The organism is Paenibacillus allorhizosphaerae (assembly GCF_042659105.1).
Lineage (GTDB): Bacteria > Bacillota > Bacilli > Paenibacillales > NBRC-103111 > Paenibacillus_G > Paenibacillus_G allorhizosphaerae.
Map to the genome: position 1 here is coordinate 61,930 of NZ_JBHSRV010000005.1, position 22,431 is coordinate 84,360.

The 22,431-nt window shown below is 50.8% G+C and carries 19 protein-coding genes and 2 riboswitches; of the genes, 16 read left to right on the forward strand and 3 right to left on the reverse strand.

The genetic code is table 11. The features are described from left to right. Nucleotides 1-28 precede the first annotated feature (28 nt). A riboswitch (glycine riboswitch) is annotated at nt 29-132 on the reverse strand. A gap of 148 nt (nt 133-280) precedes the next feature. Next, nucleotides 281-402, forward strand: a riboswitch (glycine riboswitch). A 238-nt stretch (nt 403-640) separates the two neighbouring features. The 9 genes from gcvH to ACFQI7_RS19420 all read left to right on the forward strand — a co-directional run bounded on the left by gcvH (nt 641) and on the right by ACFQI7_RS19420 (nt 9,460). Continuing rightward, entirely contained in the window at nt 641-1,039 is a 399-nt protein-coding gene (gene gcvH, locus ACFQI7_RS19380) for a glycine cleavage system protein GcvH (RefSeq protein WP_218101359.1), read from the forward strand. A 431-nt stretch (nt 1,040-1,470) separates the two neighbouring features. Continuing rightward, a complete protein-coding gene (locus ACFQI7_RS19385) occupies nt 1,471-2,793 on the forward strand; it encodes an LLM class flavin-dependent oxidoreductase (RefSeq protein ID WP_218101360.1) in 1,323 nt (440 codons plus the stop codon). A 41-nt stretch (nt 2,794-2,834) separates the two neighbouring features. Next, nucleotides 2,835-3,347: a GNAT family N-acetyltransferase gene (locus tag ACFQI7_RS19390; RefSeq protein ID WP_218101361.1), complete on the forward strand. Its 513-nt coding sequence runs from the start codon at nt 2,835-2,837 to the stop codon at nt 3,345-3,347. A 32-nt stretch (nt 3,348-3,379) separates the two neighbouring features. Beyond that, nucleotides 3,380-4,219, forward strand: a complete 840-nt coding sequence (locus tag ACFQI7_RS19395; RefSeq protein ID WP_218101362.1) for an amino acid ABC transporter substrate-binding protein — start codon at nt 3,380-3,382, stop codon at nt 4,217-4,219. A 24-nt stretch (nt 4,220-4,243) separates the two neighbouring features. Next, nucleotides 4,244-4,915 carry an amino acid ABC transporter permease gene (locus ACFQI7_RS19400; RefSeq protein ID WP_218101363.1) on the forward strand — a complete coding sequence of 224 codons (672 nt, stop codon included), beginning with the start codon at nt 4,244-4,246 and terminating at the stop codon, nt 4,913-4,915. A 12-nt stretch (nt 4,916-4,927) separates the two neighbouring features. Further along, a complete protein-coding gene (locus tag ACFQI7_RS19405) occupies nt 4,928-5,662 on the forward strand; it encodes an amino acid ABC transporter ATP-binding protein (protein ID WP_218101364.1) in 735 nt (244 codons plus the stop codon). 30 nt (nt 5,663-5,692) lie between these two features. Then, a complete protein-coding gene (locus ACFQI7_RS19410; protein WP_218101365.1) occupies nt 5,693-6,850 on the forward strand; it encodes an amidohydrolase in 1,158 nt (385 codons plus the stop codon). Next, a complete protein-coding gene (locus ACFQI7_RS19415; RefSeq protein ID WP_218101366.1) occupies nt 6,847-8,205 on the forward strand; it encodes an MmgE/PrpD family protein in 1,359 nt (452 codons plus the stop codon). The genes ACFQI7_RS19410 and ACFQI7_RS19415 overlap by 4 nt, the downstream gene beginning before the upstream one ends. Before the next feature lie 511 nt (nt 8,206-8,716). After that, nucleotides 8,717-9,460 carry a copper amine oxidase N-terminal domain-containing protein gene (locus tag ACFQI7_RS19420; RefSeq protein ID WP_218101367.1) on the forward strand — a complete coding sequence of 248 codons (744 nt, stop codon included), beginning with the start codon at nt 8,717-8,719 and terminating at the stop codon, nt 9,458-9,460. Between the two features lie 219 nt (nt 9,461-9,679). Here the strand turns inward: ACFQI7_RS19420 and ACFQI7_RS19425 are convergent, their stop codons facing one another. After that, entirely contained in the window at nt 9,680-9,946 is a 267-nt protein-coding gene (locus tag ACFQI7_RS19425) for a hypothetical protein (protein ID WP_218101368.1), read from the reverse strand. A 778-nt stretch (nt 9,947-10,724) separates the two neighbouring features. Here ACFQI7_RS19425 and ACFQI7_RS19430 point away from each other — a divergent pair. Next, nucleotides 10,725-11,264: a PilZ domain-containing protein gene (locus ACFQI7_RS19430; protein WP_218101369.1), complete on the forward strand. Its 540-nt coding sequence runs from the start codon at nt 10,725-10,727 to the stop codon at nt 11,262-11,264. Nucleotides 11,265-11,485: 221 nt separating this feature from the next. Beyond that, entirely contained in the window at nt 11,486-12,868 is a 1,383-nt protein-coding gene (locus tag ACFQI7_RS19435; protein ID WP_218101370.1) for a DJ-1/PfpI family protein, read from the forward strand. Nucleotides 12,869-12,994: 126 nt separating this feature from the next. Here ACFQI7_RS19435 and ACFQI7_RS19440 read toward each other — a convergent pair whose 3' ends face one another. Further along, on the reverse strand, nt 12,995-14,395 hold the full coding sequence (locus ACFQI7_RS19440) for an FAD-dependent oxidoreductase (protein WP_218101371.1): 1,401 nt from the start codon (nt 14,393-14,395) through the stop codon (nt 12,995-12,997). A 183-nt stretch (nt 14,396-14,578) separates the two neighbouring features. Between ACFQI7_RS19440 and ACFQI7_RS19445 the strand changes: the two genes are divergently transcribed. The 3 genes from ACFQI7_RS19445 to ACFQI7_RS19455 all read left to right on the forward strand — a co-directional run bounded on the left by ACFQI7_RS19445 (nt 14,579) and on the right by ACFQI7_RS19455 (nt 18,622). Beyond that, nucleotides 14,579-15,451 carry an MMPL family transporter gene (locus tag ACFQI7_RS19445; protein ID WP_218101372.1) on the forward strand — a complete coding sequence of 291 codons (873 nt, stop codon included), beginning with the start codon at nt 14,579-14,581 and terminating at the stop codon, nt 15,449-15,451. 273 nt (nt 15,452-15,724) lie between these two features. After that, the gene (locus ACFQI7_RS19450) at nt 15,725-17,044 is read left to right on the forward strand and encodes an ABC transporter substrate-binding protein (protein ID WP_218101373.1); all 1,320 of its coding nucleotides are present in this window, start codon (nt 15,725-15,727) and stop codon (nt 17,042-17,044) included. Nucleotides 17,045-17,323: 279 nt separating this feature from the next. Continuing rightward, nucleotides 17,324-18,622, forward strand: a complete 1,299-nt coding sequence (locus ACFQI7_RS19455; protein WP_218101374.1) for a serine hydrolase — start codon at nt 17,324-17,326, stop codon at nt 18,620-18,622. Between the two features lie 117 nt (nt 18,623-18,739). Here the strand turns inward: ACFQI7_RS19455 and ACFQI7_RS19460 are convergent, their stop codons facing one another. Next, nucleotides 18,740-19,741 carry a DUF3231 family protein gene (locus ACFQI7_RS19460; RefSeq protein WP_218101375.1) on the reverse strand — a complete coding sequence of 334 codons (1,002 nt, stop codon included), beginning with the start codon at nt 19,739-19,741 and terminating at the stop codon, nt 18,740-18,742. Between the two features lie 357 nt (nt 19,742-20,098). On the opposite strand from ACFQI7_RS19460, the gene ACFQI7_RS19465 reads away from it, so the two are divergent. Together ACFQI7_RS19465 and ACFQI7_RS19470 are read left to right on the forward strand one after the other, a co-directional pair. Beyond that, the gene (locus tag ACFQI7_RS19465) at nt 20,099-20,584 is read left to right on the forward strand and encodes a C40 family peptidase (RefSeq protein ID WP_218101376.1); all 486 of its coding nucleotides are present in this window, start codon (nt 20,099-20,101) and stop codon (nt 20,582-20,584) included. A gap of 372 nt (nt 20,585-20,956) precedes the next feature. Next, complete coding sequence (locus ACFQI7_RS19470) at nt 20,957-22,252, forward strand: ABC transporter substrate-binding protein (RefSeq protein WP_218101377.1); 1,296 nt, start codon at nt 20,957-20,959, stop codon at nt 22,250-22,252. Nucleotides 22,253-22,431: the final 179 nt, after the last annotated feature.

Below are 22,431 nucleotides of genomic sequence, written 5' to 3' on the forward strand. Positions count from 1 at the left end.
AGCTGTCCGTCCATGCTCTCCAGAGGTGCGTCCGGTACAGGTCCTTTTGCCTGAGAGATTCACCGGTCAAGGCTTACTCCTTCGGCGTCACCGGAACGGGTACGTACCGGTAATCTCTCCCTTTACCATCATTCGCGTATTCGGTTTGATGCCTTTATTGTGCCTGAGCGGGAAAGCGGTGTCAACCAGAATTTGACCGCATCCAACTTTTATTGTTAACTATATTGACATGAAACTGGACGCTGCATTATGCTAATGGGTGAAAACGAATACAAGCGGATGAAGATGGTCGGGAGAGACTGCAGCGGAGACAGCGGCCGTGAGCAGCACCGAAGGAGCAAGTCGCAGGCCGTGCCGGCCTTTGGCGATTAATCTCTCAGGTAAACGTACCGCCGTTCGACGCAACTCTGGAGAGAGCGAACAGCCACCAAAGGGGTAACGGCAGCCGACAGGGCAGTCTGAAACTTTCAGGTACCGGGGACAGAGAATAAGGCATCGGCGCCTGTTCTCTGTCTTTTTTGAGTTTTCCTGCAGTTTCCGGCACATGATACAATTGTTGGCGGTGCGAGCGCGGCGAGCTATGACGTACGCCGAGTTACAGTGAATGAGCTACATATTTAAAGGAAAGGGTGTTTAGAGGATGAGCGAAGTCAAGACGGGTTTGAGATATACGGAGGAGCATGAATGGGCCGAGTCCGTGGGCAACAATATTGTGCGGATCGGCATTACCGATTTCGCGCAAAGCCAGCTTGGGGACATCGTTTTTGTGGAATTTCCGGAAGTCGGCGCAGCAGTGCAATCGGGACAGCCGATGGGGACGATTGAATCGGTCAAAACCGTATCCGATTTATTCAGCCCGGTGAACGGCACCGTTACGAAGGTAAACGATGCGCTGATCGATTCGCCGGAAGGGGTCAATGAGCAGCCTTACGGCGCGGGCTGGATGATCGAAGTGGAAGTCGATGGCGACGCAGCCGCCGCGCTGGAGCAGCTTTGGGACGATGAGCGGTACCGGGCCTACGTTGCCTCCAACGGTTAGAGCCGGGCTGCTAGGGCAGCGGGCTCAGCCGAAAGTCGTTGCCTGTCACCGGCGGAGAAGTAAATGTCCTCCGCCGGATGGGCGGCCCATGAGTGGTTGCGCTACCTTGGTTGAAAATGGCTATGGTACTTGGCGTTGGCCGGTGTAATGCGAATCAGCAATAACATGCGAGAACCTACCTTTTGATTAAGGGAGGTTCTTTTATTTTGATTTCTCTTTCCATATTTATCATTCCGTTCGGGCTTGAAGACGGGACGAGAGCGGGTATGCGCCCGAGGGAAATCGCCGGTCTTGACAAATGAGCGCTACCGTATATAGTATTATAGTATTAATTCATAGTATTTCTATAAGAATTATATGCTAAGATTTGGTTTAAGTTGAAAATATTGTGTTTTACATATTATTTGAAGATCTGCTAAGGGGTGTACATCATGAGCACAGAGAAAAAGCATTTGAAAATCGGCGTCTTTTTAGCGGGGACAGGTCACCACGTCGCTTCGTGGCGTCATCCGGACGCGCAGGCTGACGGAAGCATAAGTTTGGATTACTTCAAACGGCTCGCGCAAACGGCGGAGCGCGGCAAGCTGGATATGCTGTTCCTGGCCGACAGTTTATCGATCGGCCCGGACTCGCATCCGAACGTGCTAGCCCGCTTCGAACCGTTCACGCTGCTGGGCGCACTGTCGCAGGCTACGTCCAAAATCGGCCTCGCCGCGACCGCGTCCACAACGTACAGCGAGCCGTTCCATGTGGCGCGCCAGTTTGCTTCGCTTGACCATTTGAGCGGCGGACGGGCGGCTTGGAATATCGTGACGTCGTCGATCGAATCGACAGCGCTGAACTTCAGCGGCGAGCAGCACCTGGAGCACAGCCTCCGCTACCAGCGCGCCGAAGAGTTCGTCGAAATCGTGCGCGGCTTGTGGGATTCGTGGGAAGACGATGCGCTCATTCGCGATAAGGCCGCCGGCGCTTTTTTTGAGCCGGACAAGCTGCATGAGCTGAACCATAAAGGCGACTATTTCTCGGTCCGCGGGCCGCTCAACGTGCCGAGACCGCCTCAGGGCCATCCGGTGCTCATTCAAGCCGGTTCGTCCGATTCGGGGCAAAATTTGGCGGCGAGAACGGCGGACTTGATCTTTACGACGCAAAACCATTTGAAGGATGCGCAAGCGTTCTACCAAAACGTCAAGCAGAAAGCCGTTTCCTTCGGCCGCGCGCCGGGGGATGTCAGCATTATGCCGGGGATCGTGCCGTTCATCGGCGACACGGAGCAGGCGGCGCTGGCGAAGTTCAGAGAGCTGCAAGATTTGATCATTCCGTCGGTCGGGCTCAAAATATTGTCCAGCTACATGGGCGGGCTTGATTTGACGCAGTTCCCGCTGGACGGTCCTTTGCCGGATCTCGATATCGAGGTGAACGCGGTAAAAAGCCGGTTCCAGCTGATCAAAGATTTGGCCAAACGCGAAAACTTCACGATCCTCGAGCTGTCCCGGTATATTGCGGGTTCGCGGGGACATAACATTTTCGTCGGTACGGCGGAGCAACTGGCGGACCATTTCATTCGCTGGGTGGAAGAAGGCGCGTGCGACGGCTTCAACCTGATGCCGCCTTTACTGCCGGAAGGTCTCGATTTGTTCGTTGACCGGGTCGTGCCGATTTTGCAGGAGCGCGGCGTGTTCCGCAAGGAATACGAGGGGGATACGCTGAGGGATCATCTCGGACTGCAGCGTCCGGCAAGCCGCTACGCGAAATGACATTAACAACCGGGGACGACTTGGAATGGAGGCGTAGAAGCATGACTTATGACTACCGGCTGGCAACGCTGGACGATGCCGAAGCCGTACTGGATTTGTCTTTACGGGCGTACGAGCCGATTCGCAAGATGGGGATTCAATTTGCCGCGGCTACAGCGGATCTGGAGACCGTGCGCAAAAACATACACGATAACGCTTGTTACGTGATGGAACAGGACGGGCGCATGATCGCGACCGTGTCGATCCGGATGCCTTGGGGACCGCAGCCCGGCCCGCTCGGGGTCCCGCATATTTGGTGGTTCGCCGTAGATCCGACGATCGGGCAGAAAGGCATCGGTTCGGCGTTCCTCCAATGGATCGAAGACACGATCATCCGCGACACGCTCAAATCGCCGGCGGTTTCGCTCGGAACGGCCGACAAGCATCCTTGGCTGATCGGGATGTACGAGCGCAGAGGCTATGTGCGCGTAGGCGAGAAAGATTTGGGCAAAGGGCACATCACCGTATTTCTTCGCAAAACGCTGCAAAACGAATGGTATTCATCATCTAAATAAACCGACAAACACTTCATGAGGGGGCAACACCAATGAAAATTGCAAAAAAAGGGTTCCTATCGCTTACCATGACCGCCGTACTGCTTGTACTTTCCGCTTGCGGCAGCAATGCAGCCAATCCATCGAATCAAGCGAGTCCAGGCGCGGCAGCCGGTACGAAGGCTTCGGACAAAGTGCTGCGGATCGGCGCAACCGGACAAAGCTATCCTTTTGCGTATAAAGAAGCAGACAAGCTTCAAGGCTTCGACGTTGAGGTCGTCGAAACGATCGCGAGCAAGCTGGGCTACAAAGTCGAGTGGCAATTGTCCGAGTTCAGCGGCCTGATGGCACAGCTCGAAACGGGCAAGCTCGACACGGTGTCGAATCAGGTGGCGGTCACGGATGAGCGCAAGCAGAAGTTCGATTTTACGACGACGTATGCTTATGCAGGATCGCAAATCGTAGTGAAAAACGACAATAACGACATCAAATCCGTGAAAGACTTGAAAGGCAAAACGGTCGCCGGCGTACTCGGTTCGAACCATGTGAAAAACTTGGAAAAGCAAGATCCGAACAAAGAAATTAAAATCAAAACGTACGAAACGCAGGAAGGTACGTTGAACGACGTCGCGCTGGGCCGCATCGACGCTTACGTGAACAGCCGCAACGTGCTGCTGGCGCAAATCAAGCGCAACGGATTGCCGCTGAAGCTTGCGGGCGAGCCGTTCGTTTATGAGGAAGTCGGGTTCCCGTTCCAAAAGGACGAGAAGCACCAGAAGATCAAGGAAGAATTCAACAAGACGCTGGAGCAGCTTCGCCAGGACGGCACGCTGAAAAAGCTGTCCGAAAAATATTTCTCTGACGATATTACTGTGAAACTGCAAGCAAAATAACCGATTGGGCGGTGTTCGCAACCTATGAATTTCGAACTGGAAGCTATGCTGCAAACATTCCCCATTTTGATCAAATATATTCCGCTCACGCTCGGGATGGCGGTTGTCTCGATGATCATCGCGATCGTGATCGGGTTGCTCATCGCGCTGCTGACGAAAAACGAAATTCCGGTCGTGAAGCAGCTCGGACAGCTGTATTTGTCTTTTTTCCGCGGTACGCCGACGCTAGTGCAATTGTTCCTCATCTATTACGGCTTGCCGCAGCTGTTTCCGTCCTTTAGCGTGATCGATGCGATGACGGCTGCCATTATCGGATTGAGTTTGAAAAACTCTTCGTATTTGGCGGAAATATTCCGCGCCGCCCTCCATTCGGTGGACAAAGGTCAGATGGAAGGGGCGCTCTCGGTGGGAATGACGAGGGCGCAGGCGTACCTCCGCATCATCCTGCCGCAAGCGACGCGCAACGCGATTCCGGCGACGGGCAATACGTTCATCGCATTGATCAAAGAAACTTCGCTGGCGTTTACGCTGGGCGTAGCCGAATTGTTCGCACAAGGCAAAATGATCGCGGTGTCGTCGTTCCGGTTTTTCGAGACGTACCTCGCGATTGCGATTATATACTGGATGATGACACTCATTTACAGCTTGCTGCAAAGCCTGCTCGAGCGCAAATTAAGCAAGCCGTACCGCAGCTAGGAGGAGAGCCCGATGATCAAAGTAACGAATTTGCGCAAAAGGTTCAAGGACCTCGTTGTGCTGGACGGAATCGACCTGGAAGTGAACCGCGGGGAAGTCGTCGCCATCATCGGACCTTCCGGCTCCGGCAAATCGACGCTGCTGCGCTGCTTGAACTTGCTGGAACAGCCGGACGACGGCATCATTCAAATCGGCGATGCGACGCTGGATGCGAAGAAATACAGTCGCGGCGAAGTGTACAAGCTGCGAAAGCAGACGGCGATGGTGTTTCAAAACTACAATTTGTTCAAAAACAAAACGGTGCTGCAAAACATTATCGAATCGCTCATCGTTACGAAAAAGATGAAGCGTGACGAGGCGCGGAAAATCGGTCTGGCGCTGCTGGAACAGGTCGGACTGTCCGACAAGGCGGACAATTACCCGATTACGCTGTCGGGCGGTCAGCAGCAGCGCGTCGGCATTGCCCGCGCGCTTGCGGTAGACCCGCACGCGATTTTGTTCGACGAGCCGACGTCCGCGCTCGATCCCGAGCTTGTAGCCGAGGTGCTGCAGGTGATCAAGGCGATTGTTCAGCGGCAGACGACGAGTATCATCGTTACGCATGAGATGGCGTTCGCCCGTGAGGTGGCCGACAAGGTGATTTTTATGGCCGACGGAAACATCGTCGAGCAAGGCACGCCGGGGCAGTTGTTCGATCATCCGCAAAATCCGCGCACGAAAAAGTTTTTGCAGCAGGTTTCGCATTAACGGCGCAGCATAGGGAAGAGGTGAAATGTCATGACGGCAGTGAGCGAACAGGAGCGGCAGCTGTTCGACCGGATGGTTGCCATGCGCCGCGAATTGCATGAGCACCCCGAGCTGTCCATGGAGGAATACGAAACGACGGGGCGTATCCGCAAGTGGCTTGAGGAAGCGGGCGTTCCGCTCGTCGCGTTCCCGGGGCTGCAAGTCGGTGTCGTTGCCGAAATAACAGGCGGCTTGCCGGGGCCGACGATCGCGCTGCGCGCGGATATCGACGCCCTGCCGATTCAAGAGCAGACGGGCTTGCCGTTCGCTTCGAAAACGGATGGCAAAATGCACGCTTGCGGGCACGACTTTCATACCGCGTCGATGATCGGCGCAGCCATATTGTTGAATGAACGGAAGCAGGAGCTGCGCGGAACGGTACGGGTGCTGTTTCAACCTGGAGAAGAACTGGCCGTCGGGGCGCAGGCCGTAATCGAGGCCGGCGCTCTGGACGGCGTGTCGGCGATATTCGGCATGCACAACAAGCCGGATTTGCCGGTCGGCACGGTCGGCGTCCGGCCGGGCCCGCTGATGGCGAGCGTCGACAGATTCGAGATCGATGTGATCGGCGTCGGCGGACATGCCGGCGTTCCGAATAAAGCGGTCGACCCGATCGTTGCCGCCAGCCACATTGTGACCGGCCTGCAGTCGATTGTCAGCCGCAACGTAAGCTCCTTGCACAACGCGGTGATCAGCGTGTGCAGCATCCACGGCGGCAGCGCGTGGAACGTCATTCCCAACAAGGTGACGCTCGAAGGCACGGTGCGTACCTTTCAGACGGAGGCGCGCGAAGCAATTCCCAGCCTTATGAAACGCGTCGCGGAAGGAACGGCGGCGGCCTACGGCGCGGAAGTCGGGTTCCGCTGGTACCCTTATTTTCCGGCCGTCCATAACGACGACCGGTATACTGAGCTTGTCGGCACGGTCGCCAAGGAGCTCGGCTATAAGACGGTGCGGGCGGAGCAGACGCTCGGCGGCGAAGATTTTGCCGTCTACCAGATGCAAATTCCCGGATACTTCGTATGGATGGGGACGAGCGGCACGGAAGAATGGCATCATCCGGCTTTTACGCTCGATGAGCAGGCGCTGCTCGTAAGCGCCCGGTACTTTGCGCGTTTGGCGCAGGCGGCATTGGAGAGATGGACATGAGCGGATATCATCTGACGAGCGAATTGGCGCGGCTTGCGCTGTCGTCCAGGCCGGAGCTGCACGCGGAAGCCGAGCGTGCGGCCCGTTTCGGTTTGATCGATTATTTGGCTTCCGGCTTCTATGCCCGCGATGACGCCGGGGTCGCCAAACTGTGGCGCATCGTGGAGGCGGAGGGCGGCTCCGCCGATGTACCGGTGGTGGGGCAAGGCCGAAAGGCCAGCTTCCTGAAGGCGGCGCTGCTCAACGGATTTATCGGGCATGCGCTCGATTTCGACGACGTGCACTCCGACGTTCGCGGCCATCCGAGCACGGTTCTACTGCCTGCGCTGCTGTCGGCCGCGGCGTTGAACCGCCTGTCCGGGGAACGGTTTTTGGCCGCTTACGCCGTCGGTGTGGAGGTGATGGCCCGGCTTGGGCGCACGATCGGATCGGCGCATTATGAGAAAGGGTGGCACAACACGTACACCCTTGGCGTGATCGCCGCCGCCGTCGCTGTCGGATATTTGCTGGGGTTATCTCAGGAGCGGCTGGAGAAGGCAATCGGATTTGCCGCGACGCAGTCGAGCGGCATGCGCATCCAGTTCGGCACGGAAGCAAAGCCGCTCCATGCCGGACTCGCGGCGCAAGCCGCGCTGCTTTCCGTGAAGCTGGCCGAGGAAGACTTCGGCGGCACGCGGCAAGGACTGGACGGCGACATTGGTTTCTTCGGGCTGTACGGCGATTTGGCCGCTGCGGAAGAGCGGCTGCTGACCGACTGGGGCAGCGATTGGAGTATTGTACAGCCGGGGCTGTGGTTTAAAATATATCCGTTTTGTTCAGCGGCTCATCATGCGGCGGACGCGGCGCTGCGCTTGTATCAATCCGGGGCGTTCCGCACGGAAGAAGTGGACCGCGTCCACGTCATTTTCCCGCCGAAGGGCGATGCGGCACTGATCGAGAGAAATGCGGCAACGGGCGAGCAGGGCCGGTTCTCGGTGGAATACGTAGTCGCCTTGGCGTTATGCGGCTATCCACTCACGCTGGAGCATTTTACGAATCGACCGATTGAACCCGGTCTGCTGGAGTTCATGCCGAAGATCGAGCGGCGGTATGACGGTGCAATCGAACCCGCGGCGCATGCGGTGCCGAAGGGCCGGTTCACGATCGTCGAGGTCGTAACGAAGAACGGAGACACATACCGGGAGCGAATCGACTGCCCGCGGGGGGCGCCCGGCAATGCGCTTACGCTGGATGATCTCCAAGCGAAGCTTCTGGCCTCTGCCCGGAATGATCAAGCCCGGGTCGAGCGGTTGGTCGAGACGATCATGAACATGAAGACGGAAGACGACATGCAGTCGCTGTTGGCGTTGATCTAACGAAGCGAACGATGGACGTACATTTAATTCCAGGAAGACACCTTGCTTTGGCACCGACAGGTCAAAGGTAAGGTGTTTTTTTGTGCGGTTGGCGGGATCACTTTCCATGTGGTGCAACATGTTCATCCCTAAATCTAACTATTTTTAGTTCGTAGTACGAAAAATCAAATAATTTTTGCGCCTGATACTGACAAGCGTAAAGGGGGGACTCTTCAGTACAAGACTAATATTATCCTTAACCTTGCTAGCTTCACCGATCAGTTTCTGCCTTTTATTGAGTCTTGCTTCTTCTTCATCCGTTGATCCAAAACCATAGTTTTTCTTTTTCTCTTTATATTTTGCATTATTGTTGACACCTTTGATGTAGTCTAAATTAGAATTGAAACCTAAATCTTTTCTAACCTTTATTTCTTCATCATAATTGGTGTCTAGCTAATAATTTACTAAACTTGTAAAAACATGGAATTCCCCTTTTGAATGTAATATTGATGATCTGACCAGGAGGATTATAATGAAAAAAAAACTTGCTCTTAGCTTTTTATTTATGTTTTTGTTGAGTTTCTCTTTTATAATTTCGTATGCCGAAGACGGTCTTAAAGTCTCTTTATTCGATGGAGACATCTTCTTAAATGGCAACAAATTAAAATCGGATTCTGAATATAATACTTTGTTATACAATGGTCATATTTATGTTCCTCTTAGAAACTTAAGTGAGATTCTACAAGGAACTGTTTCTTATTATGAAAAAGATAATGTTGCAGATATCAATATACGTGGGGGCAAAAATAGCTATAAGTCGGAGATAAGTTCAGCTAAATCAGATGATTTCTTTAAACTTAGCATTCACTCAGAAAAAGAAGTGTATGGATACGGACAAGATATAAACATTTGGGGCATACTTGCTTATACCGGAAAGGAAGAAAAAACTATTGCTCATTCAGGTAGTGATCCTTTAATAATATATTCGCTGACTGATGAACTTGGCTACACATATGATCCGGGTAGGAATTTATCTTTGGCGAAGACTAATTATAAAGAGAATGATGTTTACTACTGCGAACTACCATGGATTAATATATTTGGATATAATTATTTCGAGCCAAATTCTAATAAAAACTCAGTATTGTCTTCGGAATCAAAAGCGCTTTTGAAGAGAGGGACGTATACCGTTACAGCTCAAATAAAGTATTCTGATCCAAAAGGTCTGAAGACAGAGTACAACTTAAAAACTAGCATAAAAATAAAAATCGAATAAAGGAGCAAAGTTTGTTATACCATCGAACATCTGTACAAAATTATTTTATTTTGTGCAGATGTATCATACATGACAAAAGCTGCCTGAAAGGCGGCCCTTGGTCAACTATTTGTATCAAATGTGGGTGTTTTGTTCAGATGTAAAGGGACCTAGATCTTTGGCGGGCACGAAAATCAAAAAGCGGCCACTTGGAAGTGACCGCTCTCTTCTTATCTCTTCTTAAACTTCAATTACCGGAGAGTTCATTCGACTGTAGAGCGTATCAATAGCGCTCTGGACGCGTTTTAAGTCGTCAGTGCCAATAGGATACGAAGGGCTGCGTCTTCCAGCGATTTCGCCGTTGTACACCATCTGAACCTTAACTACTTGGTGAGCTTTATCTCCCCAGATTTCTTCACCGATCGATACCTTGTATTCGGTGTTATCCGGATGAGGGGAACTTGCTGGTACCATAATGTAAGTTTTAGGGTAAAACGTCTTAGCCATTGAACAGACCTCCTTAATACCTTTAGTTATCTAAAGGTTCTTTTTGATACCTTTAGTTTATACTATCGTCATTCTGCCGTCAATACAAATGTTAATCTGAAAAAAGAGGCGCTCGCTTCCCCTCATATTTCCGGAAGATCGTGGACATATGTATCAAACAACTTCTTTTGTGAATATGTCTGTACCCCTTTTTTAGTGTCTTAAGTAGCTATTTCGAGAAAACCGTAGAAAAAAGAAGAATGGCTCCTTCGCAATCGATGCGAACAGAGCCCTTTTTTACTAATGTTCCGCGGAAGGAAAATCTCATCTGTCGGTAGAATTCAAGAAAATATGGGACTTGAAAAAAGTGATTACAGTGGTTTAAAGCCAATACAATTAATGTAGTTAAAGATTTGCAACCATTAAGCTATAGAAGGTCATCACATCGCAGGCGAAACGATCATCGCAGGAGCCTCACCGAGTGTTAAGACCAATTCCAAATCTAATTCGTCTTTTTCACAAAAATACCATGATCAATGATTTGTTTTGTTTCAGAAGTAACATCACTACTGTTAAAAACAGTGTCGCTTTTGCTAATCGATGGATTCCGGAATTGTGTTTTCTGTGTCCACAACATTTAACGGTCGAGCGATCTGCTGCGTTCGGCCTATTTCGTTTCGATGTGCAAGCGGCATCATAATTCCAAATGCCCATAATATATTGTAAGTAGAATGAACGAACGGTTTGGAACCGTCCTGTCCGATTGGCGTCTTTATTTTGGTAAAAGGGTGGGGGTGCGATGTTTCTGCTGGCCTTCAGTGCGCTGTTATGTTCTCTAGTCATCATCGTCATTATGCTGCTTTCCATCATCAGCTATAACAAAGAGATGAAGCTTCGAAACTCGCAAATCGAGAAGCTGGACGTGACGATCATGGATCTTAACCAGAAGCTCAAAGAAGCGAACAGCAGAAAATCATACCGCATCCCGATCCCGGTTACCGAAGGCGAATTCGAGTTTGTGGAAATAGGCAATGCGGTTCACGCGAATAAAGTAAAAAGAGCGGCCGCTAGCATTCGGGATATTAGCTTGACCGGGTTAAGGTTCAACTGTCATTACGACTTTTCAGTGCGCGAAAAAATCATCGTGAAAATGTATTTTGTGCTGCGCAACGAGCCGCTCGAACTGACCGGTAGAATCGTGCGCAAGGAAGAATATTTCGGCAAACCGTATTTGACGTATGGAATGGAGTTTTTGATCACGCGTACCTCCGAACAGGAATCGTTGTTCCGGCTGCTGCGGGATATTGAAGCGGAGCAAGCGAAGAAACTGCGAAACTAAGTTTTCGTAAATAGGCGATGAACAAAGGGCTGTCCTAAAGGCAGCCCTGTTATTTTGTCGAAAAATCTAATTTCTCGGCGCGGCTACATTTCTTGCGTGGGGAACGCATTTTTTTGCGCGATGGCATTTAATTTTTGCGGGGGTGAAAGCGGGAGTGTATTGTATGATATACATATACCGACCGGGGGTATCGTAACGATTGCGAATAAGGAGAGACAAATATGAAAAGATGGCTTTTGCGTTTTGTTGTTTATGCATGCTGTTTTGTCGTTGTGGTGGGAGGGGTCGCGGCCTATGGATTTATCGGTTCTCAGAATGCGTTCTGGAATTCGGATCGTGAGCAGGCCGTTCCTTCTCTGCAAAACGTAGGAAAACTGAATCATGATCCCGCTAAACCTACGGTTGCCGTTGTGCTAGGGAGTGAAAATACGGAAGGGCTGGATTTCACGATTCCATACCAGATGTTTTCTATGACCGGGGCTTTTAACGTATATGCCGTTGCAGCGGACAACGGGGTGAAGACGCTGACCGGCGGATTGGATGTGGTGCCGCACTATTCTTTTCAAGAGCTGGATGCATTGCTTGGTAAAAGCGCCGACATGATCGCGATTCCTTATATGACGGCGTATGATCCGAGCCGCAATGAACCCGTCCGGGAATGGATTTTGCAGCACAAGGACACGACGCTGTTAAGCATTTGCGCCGGGTCGGATATGCTCGCTTCTACCGGATTATTGAACGGGAAACTGTCGGCGACGCATTGGCAAACGATGGCGGTTCTTACGAAGAAATATCCTGAAGTGAAATGGCAAATCGACCGCCGTTATGTAACTAATGACGACAAAATCGTCTCGTCAGCCGGCATATCTTCAGGCATCGATGCCGTACTCTATGTCATTTCGCAAAAGCTTGGCGAACCGATGGCGGCCAAAGTGGCGAAAGAAATGAAGTATCCGACGTACCACTTCATGCAAAATCCGAAAGTGGAGCCGTTTTATCTCGATTATCGCTATGCAACCTATGTCCTGAACAATGCGTTTCAGTGGAACAAAACGAAGGCAGGCGTGCTGCTGTATGACGGTGTGGAGGAAATGGCGCTCGCTTCCGTATTCGATATTTATTACGATACCGGAACGACCACAGTCCAAGCGATATCGGGCTCGGATCGGCCTATTACGACGAAACACGGTCTGACCCTGCTCGCCAGACATACCTTGTCCGGTATGCCGACTGTGGATAAAATGATCGTTCCCGGCACGGAAGCGAGATCGCGGGCAGCAAGCGATATCAAAAGCTGGAACGACATGGGGAATAAGAAGGAGCTGCAATTCGTTCATGCCGACGCCCGGGATCGATTTTTGTTCGAAGTACAGCTGGAAGACTTGGCCGAGCAGGAAGATGTTTTAACGGCCAAGCATGCGCTGAAGCGACTGGAATATCGGGCCGAAGACATTCATCTTGCCGGCAAGCCGTTTCCTTTGGAAACGTACGTCAACCTGCTTCTTACCGTGATCGCATCCATGATGGCCGCATTCCTTATTGACAGACGGTTTATTAAGAGAAAGGGAAAGCATGTCAAGAACCAAGCCCCATCAGCCGCATAGAGCGATACGGTTGCTGCAAACGATACAATGTGAAATAACCCGGTTTCCGCGAGGAGCCGGGTTACTTCTATGTGTTCGCAATGTGGGAGCCGAGATGCTATTGTCTTAAATTTATAACAGGCGTCCTTATTGGGATACGACGCCGTCTTCCAACGAAAGGATAGCTCCATGTTGGCGCAGCTTTTGCCGAATCGTTTGAACGTCTACATTTTCCGGCGCAATATTTTGTTTGGCCGCTAAAGCCGCTCCGATTCCGACGCCCTCGCCAACAGCCATACAAGTCGGCATGACGCGCGAAGAACCGAATACGACAGGATCCACGCTGATGCAGCGTCCGCTCATCATAAGGCGCTTCACGTCTTTGGAAATCGTTGCTCCGTAGGTGATGCCGTAAGGACCTGCAAGCGAGCGGATAATCGTCCCGTCTCCCGAACCGCTATGAATGTCGATGATGTAAGATCCTAAAGCGATCGTGTCGTCAGGAATAATTCCGTTTACGGCAGCTTCCTCGCGAATCATTTGCTTGCCCAAAATGCGGCGCGTTTCGCGGATACCGAGGAACGGTGCGATCGAGGACAAATAAACGTTTTCAAAGCCCGGTATATATGTTTTCAGCATATTGATCAAGGGCAAAATTTGCAGGCTCGATTCGATTTCGCCGCGGCTCAGTTCTTCGATTTTGGTGCCATCGAAGTTCAGGATCCGAATGCAGTTCATTGCGATGTACCCTTCGCGAGGCAAATTGATATAAATGATCGTATCGCGCTCGATCGGGCACTTTCCTTCTTGTCTGAGCTTGGAAACGGTGTTTTTCAAGCCGACAAACACATGATTTTCGCTAGCTCGCAAAAATTCAGCCGTGTAACCGGGGCGAATTTTCATGGAAGACCCGTGCTTCAATTCTTCCGGATGTTCCTCCAGATAATCCATGAACTTCTCTACATCAAAGCCGCCGAGAGTAAACATAAGCGTAGGAGGTTGGGTTTCTCCGTTAGCGTATTGGCCTTTCTCAAATTCGGCTCCCGCCATGTATGCCACGTCGCCGTCGCCTGTCGCATCCACGAATACATCGGCAAAAATCTCGATTTCTTTTCCTTTGCCTTTCACGATAACGGATTTCAGTTCGCCGTTTTCAACCGTGGTTCCGATAATTTCGCAATGCAGCAGCGGACGAACCCCGTACTGCTTGATTTTTTCAAAGATAACGATTTTCATCAGGTTCGGGTCAATGTTTGTCGTCGAATTATGCAGCGGGCATTCTCTATGTCCGAAGGCGCCGCCCAATTCGATCAAACGATCGACGATCTCTTGAGGCAAACCTCTTGTTACCTGACGGCCTTGAGCATCCAAAAATGCGAGTAAAGGTAAACCTATCGTCATATTCCCGCCTAAAAAGCCTTGGCGATCAACTATAATTGTCTCCGCTCCTTCGCGTGCTGCAGCAATGGCTGCACCAACCCCGCCGGAACCGCCGCCGAGAACGAGAACTTGCGTTTTAATGACTTGTCTTTCTGCACGATTTTCCATACATTACCTTTTCCCTTCTGTTATCGTTGTATACGCCAAGGCAGAACTGCATATTGGACAAATAATAAGGATGTGCTCGCGAGAAGATTTTCTCAGCTCTATTTCATTTTACTAAAGGCGAGCGGAGCCTGAACATGCAGTATTATTTCATGCGGGATGTATTTTGTTTCATTTTTCGGCTGGATGGAGAGAAGGAGACGCGCTCCCGGCGGAACGGCGACCATCATCCTGCTGCTGCTGGGCTCGCCCATCGCCGGCTTGCAGTTCGGGCTTCCCGACCACCGGGTGCTGCCCGCACACGCGACGAGCCGCATGGTCGAGGATCAGAAGCTCGCCGGCTTCCCGGCCGAGGAGACCGATGCGATACAGGTCGTCGCGCCGACCGTTCAAAACCCGTCATCGGCGACGGGTGACATCACAGATTATGCGGCTAAGCTGTCGCGCATTCCGGGAATCGTGCAGGTCGATTCCTTTGCCGGCTCTTACGCCGAAGGAAGGCTCATCACGCCGCCGAACGGCACGTACGCCCGCTTCGCCGGAGCGGACGGAGGCACGTTTTTGACGGTGATTCCTTACGCCGCAAGCATCAATGCCGACGCTCCGAAACTGGTCGGTGAAGTAAGAGCAACCGATGCGCCTTTTGACGTCATGGTCGGCGGATCCCCCGCGGACTTGATCGATTTCCGCGAGGCGTTGCTTGGGAAGATTCCGGTTGATCTGGAGGAATCCGTCGCAAACGGCATCCAGAAGAGCGGCTTGCTTGTCACAACCGCTGCGGCTATTCTTGCGTTTACGTTCGCCGCCTACGCTGCGGGCGAAGTCGTCTTTCTCAAGATGCTCGGCGTCGGCATGACGCTGGCCGTACTGGTGGACGCGACCCTGATCCGCTCCGTACTTGTGCCTGCTTTGATGAAACTGGCCGGCCATGCCAATTGGTGGGCTCCGCCCGCGCTCCGCCCGCGCTCCGCCGCTTCCATGAGCGCTACGGCATTTCGGAGAGCGGACCGGCATCGCGAGCCGCCAGCCCGGACGGGGCAAGGCCGGAGGCCATCATGAATTAGGAGGGTGCGTTAGAAGAAGGGGATTATTGACCGGGCACCTTACTGTGTCGATCCGTATACTTGGCATTTAAAGGTAAAAAAGGCGTTGACGTGTGAATCATAATGTTATACAATAAAAACCAAGTAAACATATATGAATAGTCGTCCAGACCGCTGGAGACCTTTTGAACCTGTTACAGGTTTATTAGGCCTCTTTTTTTATTTCGCAAAAGAAATACGGCGAAAATGAGCATACCATTGCGCCGTCAATTAATGGGGGTTGTCCAACATGTACATGAACAAAAAAAGCTTGATCCTGTTTGCTCTTGCCAGCTTATCCTTATCCGGATGCGCGGCGGCAGGCGCGCATCTTTCCGCGTCCGAGCCGTCCGCTCGTGCCGAAACAGGCGGCGAACCGGTAACGCTTCAAGTATTTCAAGCAGGCGGAAGCATCTCCGATACGGAATTTAAGCAGTTGATCGCAGATCCCGTTCGGAAGAAGTATCCCCACATAACGCTGGAGCTGATTCGAGAGTCGGCGAACACGAAACGCGATCAATTGATTACGAGCGGATCGTTTCCGGACCTTATCTTCACTTCATCCATCTCCATGGGCGGATTTCTTGATCTGGAGCTGATGAAAGATTTGCAGGAACCCATCAAGAAATCAAACCTCGATCTGAACCGGTTCGAACCGCGGTCGATTAACGGGATCAAAGCTTACGGCAGCAGCGGACAAGTATACGCACTGCCGTTCTCGATCAATTTTGGCGCTTTATATTACAACAAGGATTTATTTGACCGCGTGGGGGAGCCTTATCCGCAGGACGGCATCACGTGGGAGGAAGCGCTCGACATCGGGAAAAAGCTCGCGGCGAAAGACAACACCATGAAAGCACTCGGCACTTCCGGAGTTACGAGAGATTATATCTCGCTGCTGCTCCCGGTTGTGGATGCGAAGACCGACAGGGCGGCCCTTGCCACGGATGACTGGAGATGGCTGCTGCAATTTCACGAGAGCTTAAGCAAAATTCCCGATAACCGTTCGGCTAAAGGCGGCCGCGACGGATTCGTCAAAGATAAAACGATGGCGATGTACACCTCCTACGGGGCGCGGATCGGAGAACTCGAAGAAATCGAGCAGAGCGGACAAGGGTTCAACTGGGATTTGACGACATTCCCCGTGCGTAAAGATGCCAGCGTGCAAGGAATGGAAACCGAGTCGCACGTCATGGCCGTCTCCGCCACAGCCAAACATCCGGACACGGCTTTCGAGGTGATCCGTTTCTTGACGACGAGCGACGAGGTGCAGATGCAGGTGGCTGGCATGGCCCGCATTTCGTCGCTGAAGGACGACAAATACAAGAAGGAATTTGGAGCGAATCTAAAGTCGCTCAACGGGAAAAACGTTCAGGCCATCTTTAAAAACAAGTACGGCACAGGGCCGCTGCCTACCAAATATGACGCAGTTGCGGAAAAAGCCGTTAGCGCGGCATCGCAAAAAGTGAATAAAGGCGAAGCGGACATCAACAGCGCCTTAAGAGCGGCGGAAGAAGCCGCCAATAAGGAAATCGACTCCTTAAAAGCCGGAGAGCAAGCACGCAAGTGAACCAACGGTAAATGAAATATCGCAAGCTGACGCCCCCTGCCTTCCCTATGAGCGGAATAGGAAAGCAGGGGTTATTGCTGTCTAGTCCGCGTCCAACATGTTCATTCGTCTTACCCGTTATCTAGCGGACAAATGCCAGGTGTTACGAATACCGATCGCTGTGGACCCGTTTGACAATGCGAATGAGCTACGATTCCAAACTTATAAATGGTAATATTGGAATTATCATGAATAAGAAAGGAGCATCCCTGTGAGTGATGCGATTTTGCCGGACGGAGGTTGTACGAGCTTCACAAAGAAAGCGATGGAAGAAGAACTCGACTCCTATATGAACGGGAAGGTTTCTTCAGCGGCGCCGTATTGGTGGCGAAGGACGGGGAGGTCGTTCTCAGCAAGGGCTACGGCATGGCGAATCTCGAGCATAGCGTGCCCAACACGCCGCACACCAAGTTCCGGTTGGCTTCCGTAACCAAACCGTTTACGGCGGCTGCTATCTTATGGCTTCAGCAGCGGCAGCGGCTCCATGTCGAGGACCTGGTAAGCAAATACGTGCCGACGCTTCCGAATGGAAACCGGATCACGGTTCACCATCTGCTGTCCCATACGTCGGGTCTCGATCATCCCCCCGGCATATCCGATACGAAGCGATGGCAAACCGAAGAACTGGTAAACGCTTTCGCGGACAAGCCAATGCTGTTTTCACCCGGCGAGCGGTTTCAATATCGGTCGTCGAACTACATCTTGCTGACCTACATTTTGGAAACGGTTGCCGGGCAAACGTACGATACGTTCCTTAAGGACAACCTATTTCGTCCGCTGGGCATGAACGATTCCGGCTTTGATGTGCAAAGCGGCATACTTCCCAACCGGGCTGCCGGATACCGGGCATTTGAGGACCGCTGGGTGAACGGAAGGCTTCAGGATATGTCGGTGCATTCGGGAGCGGCCGGACTGTATTCGACGACCGGCGATCTTTATCTTTGGGACCAGGCGCTATATTCGGATCAACTGCTCGATGCGCGCAGCCGGGAAGCGATGTTCACCGCCTATAAAGGAAACTACGGCTACGGGTGGTATATCGATGAGCTGTCGATGCGAAAGAACACCGTCCGACGCATGTATCATGGCGGACTGAATGACGGAGGCTTTTTCACACGCATAACCCGGTTTCCCGAAAGTCGCGTCTTGATCGTGCTGCTCTGCAATTTTTTGCTGTCTCCTCAAGAACGAATCAATCGCGATCTGGCTGCCGCTCTGTTCGGCGAGTCCTATGAACGGCCTGAGCCGTTTCCCCGATCGGCTGCCGCGGCATTACCCGCAACCAATCCGGAAGCATATGTCGGAACCTATGAAGCGTTCGTTCCATTCGTCATTAAGCAAGAACGTAGCCGGCTGTTTATTTCTATTTTCGGATTTAAGCTGGAACTGTTTCTTGTAACGACAACCGAGGATCGTGACGAATTCCGAAGCAAAGCGGCATATGTACGCGTCGTTTTTAAGCGCAATGCGGGAGGCAAAGTGACGGAAGCGTTGCTGAGCTGGCTTGGGGAGGAGGAGTCCGCGGCTTCTAAAAAATAATGGGCTCAAGCAGAATGAATCAGGGCGGCCGATCGTTGACGATTAGCGCAGTCGTCAAAAATGCGGCTCACCCCGTTCTCACTCGGCATCCGATTCGCCTCTCATCGGGAAGGCATCCTATACGTGCATTAATTGTCTTCTGTTCGGCGCTTGCGGCGGCTGTTCCAACCATCCGCGCTCGATCATGATGCTGACCCCGTCATCGCCGTAAGAAAGCACTTCGGTTAAATATTTTGAAAGCTGCGCGGACAAATCTCTTCTTGTAGAAACGGCGATGCTGTGCCCCAAGGTCGTAATTCCCGCGGAATACAAGGAATTGACCGTAAACATGATGAGCTTGTCGGAAAACGGGGACGTCGTGGACGTAGTGACTTCCATGGCGACCGGGACGGTGCCGAGCAATTCTTCATTTAACAGTAAGTTGTTGAACGTCTTGATTTGCTTTTCCGCCAATTGCTTGCCGTTCATAAGATGTTTTTTTATTTCTTCATCTTTCGTGACCTGAAGTAAACCTGTCAGGAGCAGTACACCGAAGTAGTTTCTTTCGATATTGAAGAAAATTTCCGTCAGCTCAATGGCGTTTAAAGGCCGCAGCTCCCCGAGCCAGCCGTTCAAGTAAGACTCCTTTTCTACGAACGTTACCGACTCCGGGTACGGGATTTTCGGAGGACGGTCATAAATGCCCTTTGACAGCATCAAGTTTACCGATTTTCGGTATAACTGTGCCGATTGATGAAGCGTTTGAGCGAAAAAGTCCATCACATCTTCACGTGCGATGTTGGAATACATGGTTCCATAGGAGATTAAGCCGATTCTGCTCATACCGTATACATAACTCAATGCATATAAGTCGGTATACAGCGGAGGCGCCGACAAATTCAAATCCTCATCCGAAAATGCTTTAGGTACAGGAAAGCTTTCTTGTTGAAACAGTTCCTTAATCGCTTTGATATGAGATTCGCCGATCGACAATGCTTCCTTCAAGATAGGCTTAATTTCAGCGTCTTGAACATGATGGGAAAAATGCTTCAAAAAACAAACAGAGGCACAATCGTTGATATAGGTTGCCCATAGAGCGGATATTTCCGTTGATGTCAAATTGATATTTTTCAATGCCATTCCTCCAAAAAATACGATTCCTTGATATGTTTTCCGAAAAAATTAGAAATATGCTGCACAAAACTTTGTATTTGCAAAAGTGATCCGCCATGAAAAACGGCTCCTTTCGAATGCGAAAGAAGCCGTTTTTTGCTGCTGCAGCCGTACTTTTGGTTATGAATGCGCTATTATACCAAACGGAAGAACAAGTTACAACAATAACTTAAACAGGAAATTCTAATCAAATTTTCATAATTCCAAAACAATGTTGAGAGGACTGGGAATACGGCCGTTTTGGTAATATAACCTATTTTTGAACGATGCTATAATGAGGACAAGCAAGGACAACAAGAATGAAACCTCAGGAGGTCCTAATTAATGTTAAAGCAAAAATTAGCGAAGCAAGCGGTCACGGTTAGTTTGAGTTTGTCTCTTCTGTTCACGGGGGTCATGGTCGTTCATCCCGGAGCAGCCGAAGCGAAAACGCAGGTGGAAAAAATTATTGATACCGGCGATGACTTTATGGGTGTTCGTTATAAGTTTGGAGCTCCGGCAGGATCGGACAAAGTATTTGATTGCTCCTCGTTTACGCAATATATTTTCAAAGAACACGGCGTTAAGCTTCCCCGCGAATCCAAAGATCAAGCCAAGAAGGGGAAACACGTTTCTCGCGGCGACCTGAAAAAAGGCGATCTCGTATTCTTCTCGACCCGCAAATCGGGTAAAGGCAAAATCGGACATGTAGGCGTTTACATTGGGAACGGCAAAATATTGCATACGTTCGGAAAACCGGGTGTAACGATTTCCAGCATTAAACACGGCTGGTGGGACGATCATTACGTTACGGCAAGACGCGTATTGTAATCCGGGCGCTAATACCAAACACCACAATTATCCATATAAGCGGTCAATTGCACTACATTTATCCATGAGAATATAGAAAAGATAGCGAAACGCGACAATGTATCGCTTGGAAACGATAGCGCTATCACTTCAGCTTTGAAGCCGGATTCGTCTATATTGATCTTATGATCGATAAGCGAATTTGGCTTTTTTCGTCTTGCCTTCCCGTTTCTTCCAATTATCTCCAAAGAACCGGCTCAACATATCGCATCTTTACATATTCTTTAATATATATACTACAATTCTCCATGTATTAATTGATTATTGCCATATATGATTAAGAGGACGAAGCATTAACCGCAAAAAAATTATAGCGAGGGGCAGAAAAGAAATATGAAAATGAACACGGGCTTGATTTCAATGGCGATCGTAGCTGTAAGCGTTTTATCAGCATGCGGCAATCAATCCGCACCCGGCGGCGCACAAGGCTTGCCAAACAGCGAAAAACCGCATGACCCAGTCGTTTTAAAGCTGTATCCGGGCCAAATGATCACGCCGGAAGATATGGCTATGATGATCAACGAGCCGCTTCAGAAGAAGTATCCTTATATTACCGTCGAAGTCATAGACCGAAGCAAAAACCCGTTGGACAATTATATTGCGATGGGCGAGCAGCTCGATTTGATCACTCAATGGAACGGCAGCTTGTCGCAAAATATGGACCTCGGTTTATTTGAAGAAATTACGCCGCTGGCGCAGAAGCAAGGCTTGGATATCGGGCGGTTTGACCCGCAAGCGATCGAGACCGTAAAAAATATTTCCAACGACGGAAAGTTGTACGGCTTGCCTTACAATGTTCAGTTCAATGCCTTGTATTACAACAAGGACATTTTCGATAAATTCGGGGTCGCGTACCCGAAAGACGGCATGACCTGGGAAGAAACGATCGAGCTGTCCAAGAAGCTGTCCCGCACCCAAGAAGGAACGGCGTTCCGCGGGCTCGATCCGGAAAACGTCGCAAGGATGAGCTTTCCGTTATCTTTGAACATCGTTGACTCTAAATCGAATAAAGCTTTGGTGAACAGCGACCCGTATAAGAAGCTGTTCGAAATGACGAACAGCGTGTACGCTGTGCCCGGAAATAAACCGGCCAAATGGAACTACAGCACTTACGATGCGTTTATGAAAGACCGGACGGTCGCCATGTTCGGCTCGGTCAATTTGTTCCCTTATCTTGCGCAGGTTCCCGATTTCACGAGCTGGGATTTGGCTCAATACCCGAGCTATAAAGAGAAGCCGAACGTTTACGGCATGTACGATCTGCATATTATGACCGTCAGCAAAACAAGCAAATATAAAGAGGAAGCGATGAAGGTGCTCGAAGTTCTGTTCTCGGACGACGTGCAAATGATCGCCACGAAAAAGACCGGACGGGTATCCGCTTTGAAAGATCCGAAGTTCCAGCAGGCTTACGGTTCGGACATGCCGCTGCTGAAAGGGAAAAACATCCAAAGCATCTTCAAGAGCAAGCCGGCGCCGGCGCCGCGTCTGTCGACCTATTACTCGAAGTCGAGCAGCATTATGACGACCAAATTCCAGGAATACGCCGATGGGAAAAAAGACGTCAATACCGCATTGAGGGAAGCTGAAGAAGAAATCAACAAGTACATTGACGGGCAAAAGAAGTAACCGGATAGCAGACGGATGTTCCGCTGCAAAACGGAAAGAGACAGGCGCATCATGCGCGAATCGTTATACGATCAACCGGATTTTCCTTAACCTAGGGAAATCCGGTTTTTTATTGCATTTGCCGCAAACGGTAGGCAGCTTGTCCATTTTGGGTATTGAGTCATTGCGGCAAATGACGC

Bases quoted from the DNA above. Each gene is read 5' to 3' on its own strand.
- ACFQI7_RS19465 (WP_218101376.1), top strand. From the start codon at position 20,099: ATGTTAAAGCAAAAATTAGCGAAGCAAGCGGTCACGGTTAGTTTGAGT.
- ACFQI7_RS19440 (WP_218101371.1), bottom strand. From the start codon at position 14,395: ATGGAAAATCGTGCAGAAAGACAAGTCATTAAAACGCAAGTTCTCGTT.
- ACFQI7_RS19390 (WP_218101361.1), top strand. From the start codon at position 2,835: ATGACTTATGACTACCGGCTGGCAACGCTGGACGATGCCGAAGCCGTA.
- ACFQI7_RS19400 (WP_218101363.1), top strand. From the start codon at position 4,244: ATGAATTTCGAACTGGAAGCTATGCTGCAAACATTCCCCATTTTGATC.
- ACFQI7_RS19405 (WP_218101364.1), top strand. From the start codon at position 4,928: ATGATCAAAGTAACGAATTTGCGCAAAAGGTTCAAGGACCTCGTTGTG.
- ACFQI7_RS19385 (WP_218101360.1), top strand. From the start codon at position 1,471: ATGAGCACAGAGAAAAAGCATTTGAAAATCGGCGTCTTTTTAGCGGGG.
- ACFQI7_RS19470 (WP_218101377.1), top strand. From the start codon at position 20,957: ATGAAAATGAACACGGGCTTGATTTCAATGGCGATCGTAGCTGTAAGC.
- ACFQI7_RS19445 (WP_218101372.1), top strand. From the start codon at position 14,579: ATGGAGAGAAGGAGACGCGCTCCCGGCGGAACGGCGACCATCATCCTG.
- ACFQI7_RS19420 (WP_218101367.1), top strand. From the start codon at position 8,717: ATGAAAAAAAAACTTGCTCTTAGCTTTTTATTTATGTTTTTGTTGAGT.
- ACFQI7_RS19410 (WP_218101365.1), top strand. From the start codon at position 5,693: ATGACGGCAGTGAGCGAACAGGAGCGGCAGCTGTTCGACCGGATGGTT.
- ACFQI7_RS19435 (WP_218101370.1), top strand. From the start codon at position 11,486: ATGAAAAGATGGCTTTTGCGTTTTGTTGTTTATGCATGCTGTTTTGTC.
- ACFQI7_RS19450 (WP_218101373.1), top strand. From the start codon at position 15,725: ATGTACATGAACAAAAAAAGCTTGATCCTGTTTGCTCTTGCCAGCTTA.
- ACFQI7_RS19425 (WP_218101368.1), bottom strand. From the start codon at position 9,946: ATGGCTAAGACGTTTTACCCTAAAACTTACATTATGGTACCAGCAAGT.
- ACFQI7_RS19430 (WP_218101369.1), top strand. From the start codon at position 10,725: ATGTTTCTGCTGGCCTTCAGTGCGCTGTTATGTTCTCTAGTCATCATC.
- ACFQI7_RS19460 (WP_218101375.1), bottom strand. From the start codon at position 19,741: ATGGCATTGAAAAATATCAATTTGACATCAACGGAAATATCCGCTCTA.
- ACFQI7_RS19415 (WP_218101366.1), top strand. From the start codon at position 6,847: ATGAGCGGATATCATCTGACGAGCGAATTGGCGCGGCTTGCGCTGTCG.
- gcvH (WP_218101359.1), top strand. From the start codon at position 641: ATGAGCGAAGTCAAGACGGGTTTGAGATATACGGAGGAGCATGAATGG.
- ACFQI7_RS19395 (WP_218101362.1), top strand. From the start codon at position 3,380: ATGAAAATTGCAAAAAAAGGGTTCCTATCGCTTACCATGACCGCCGTA.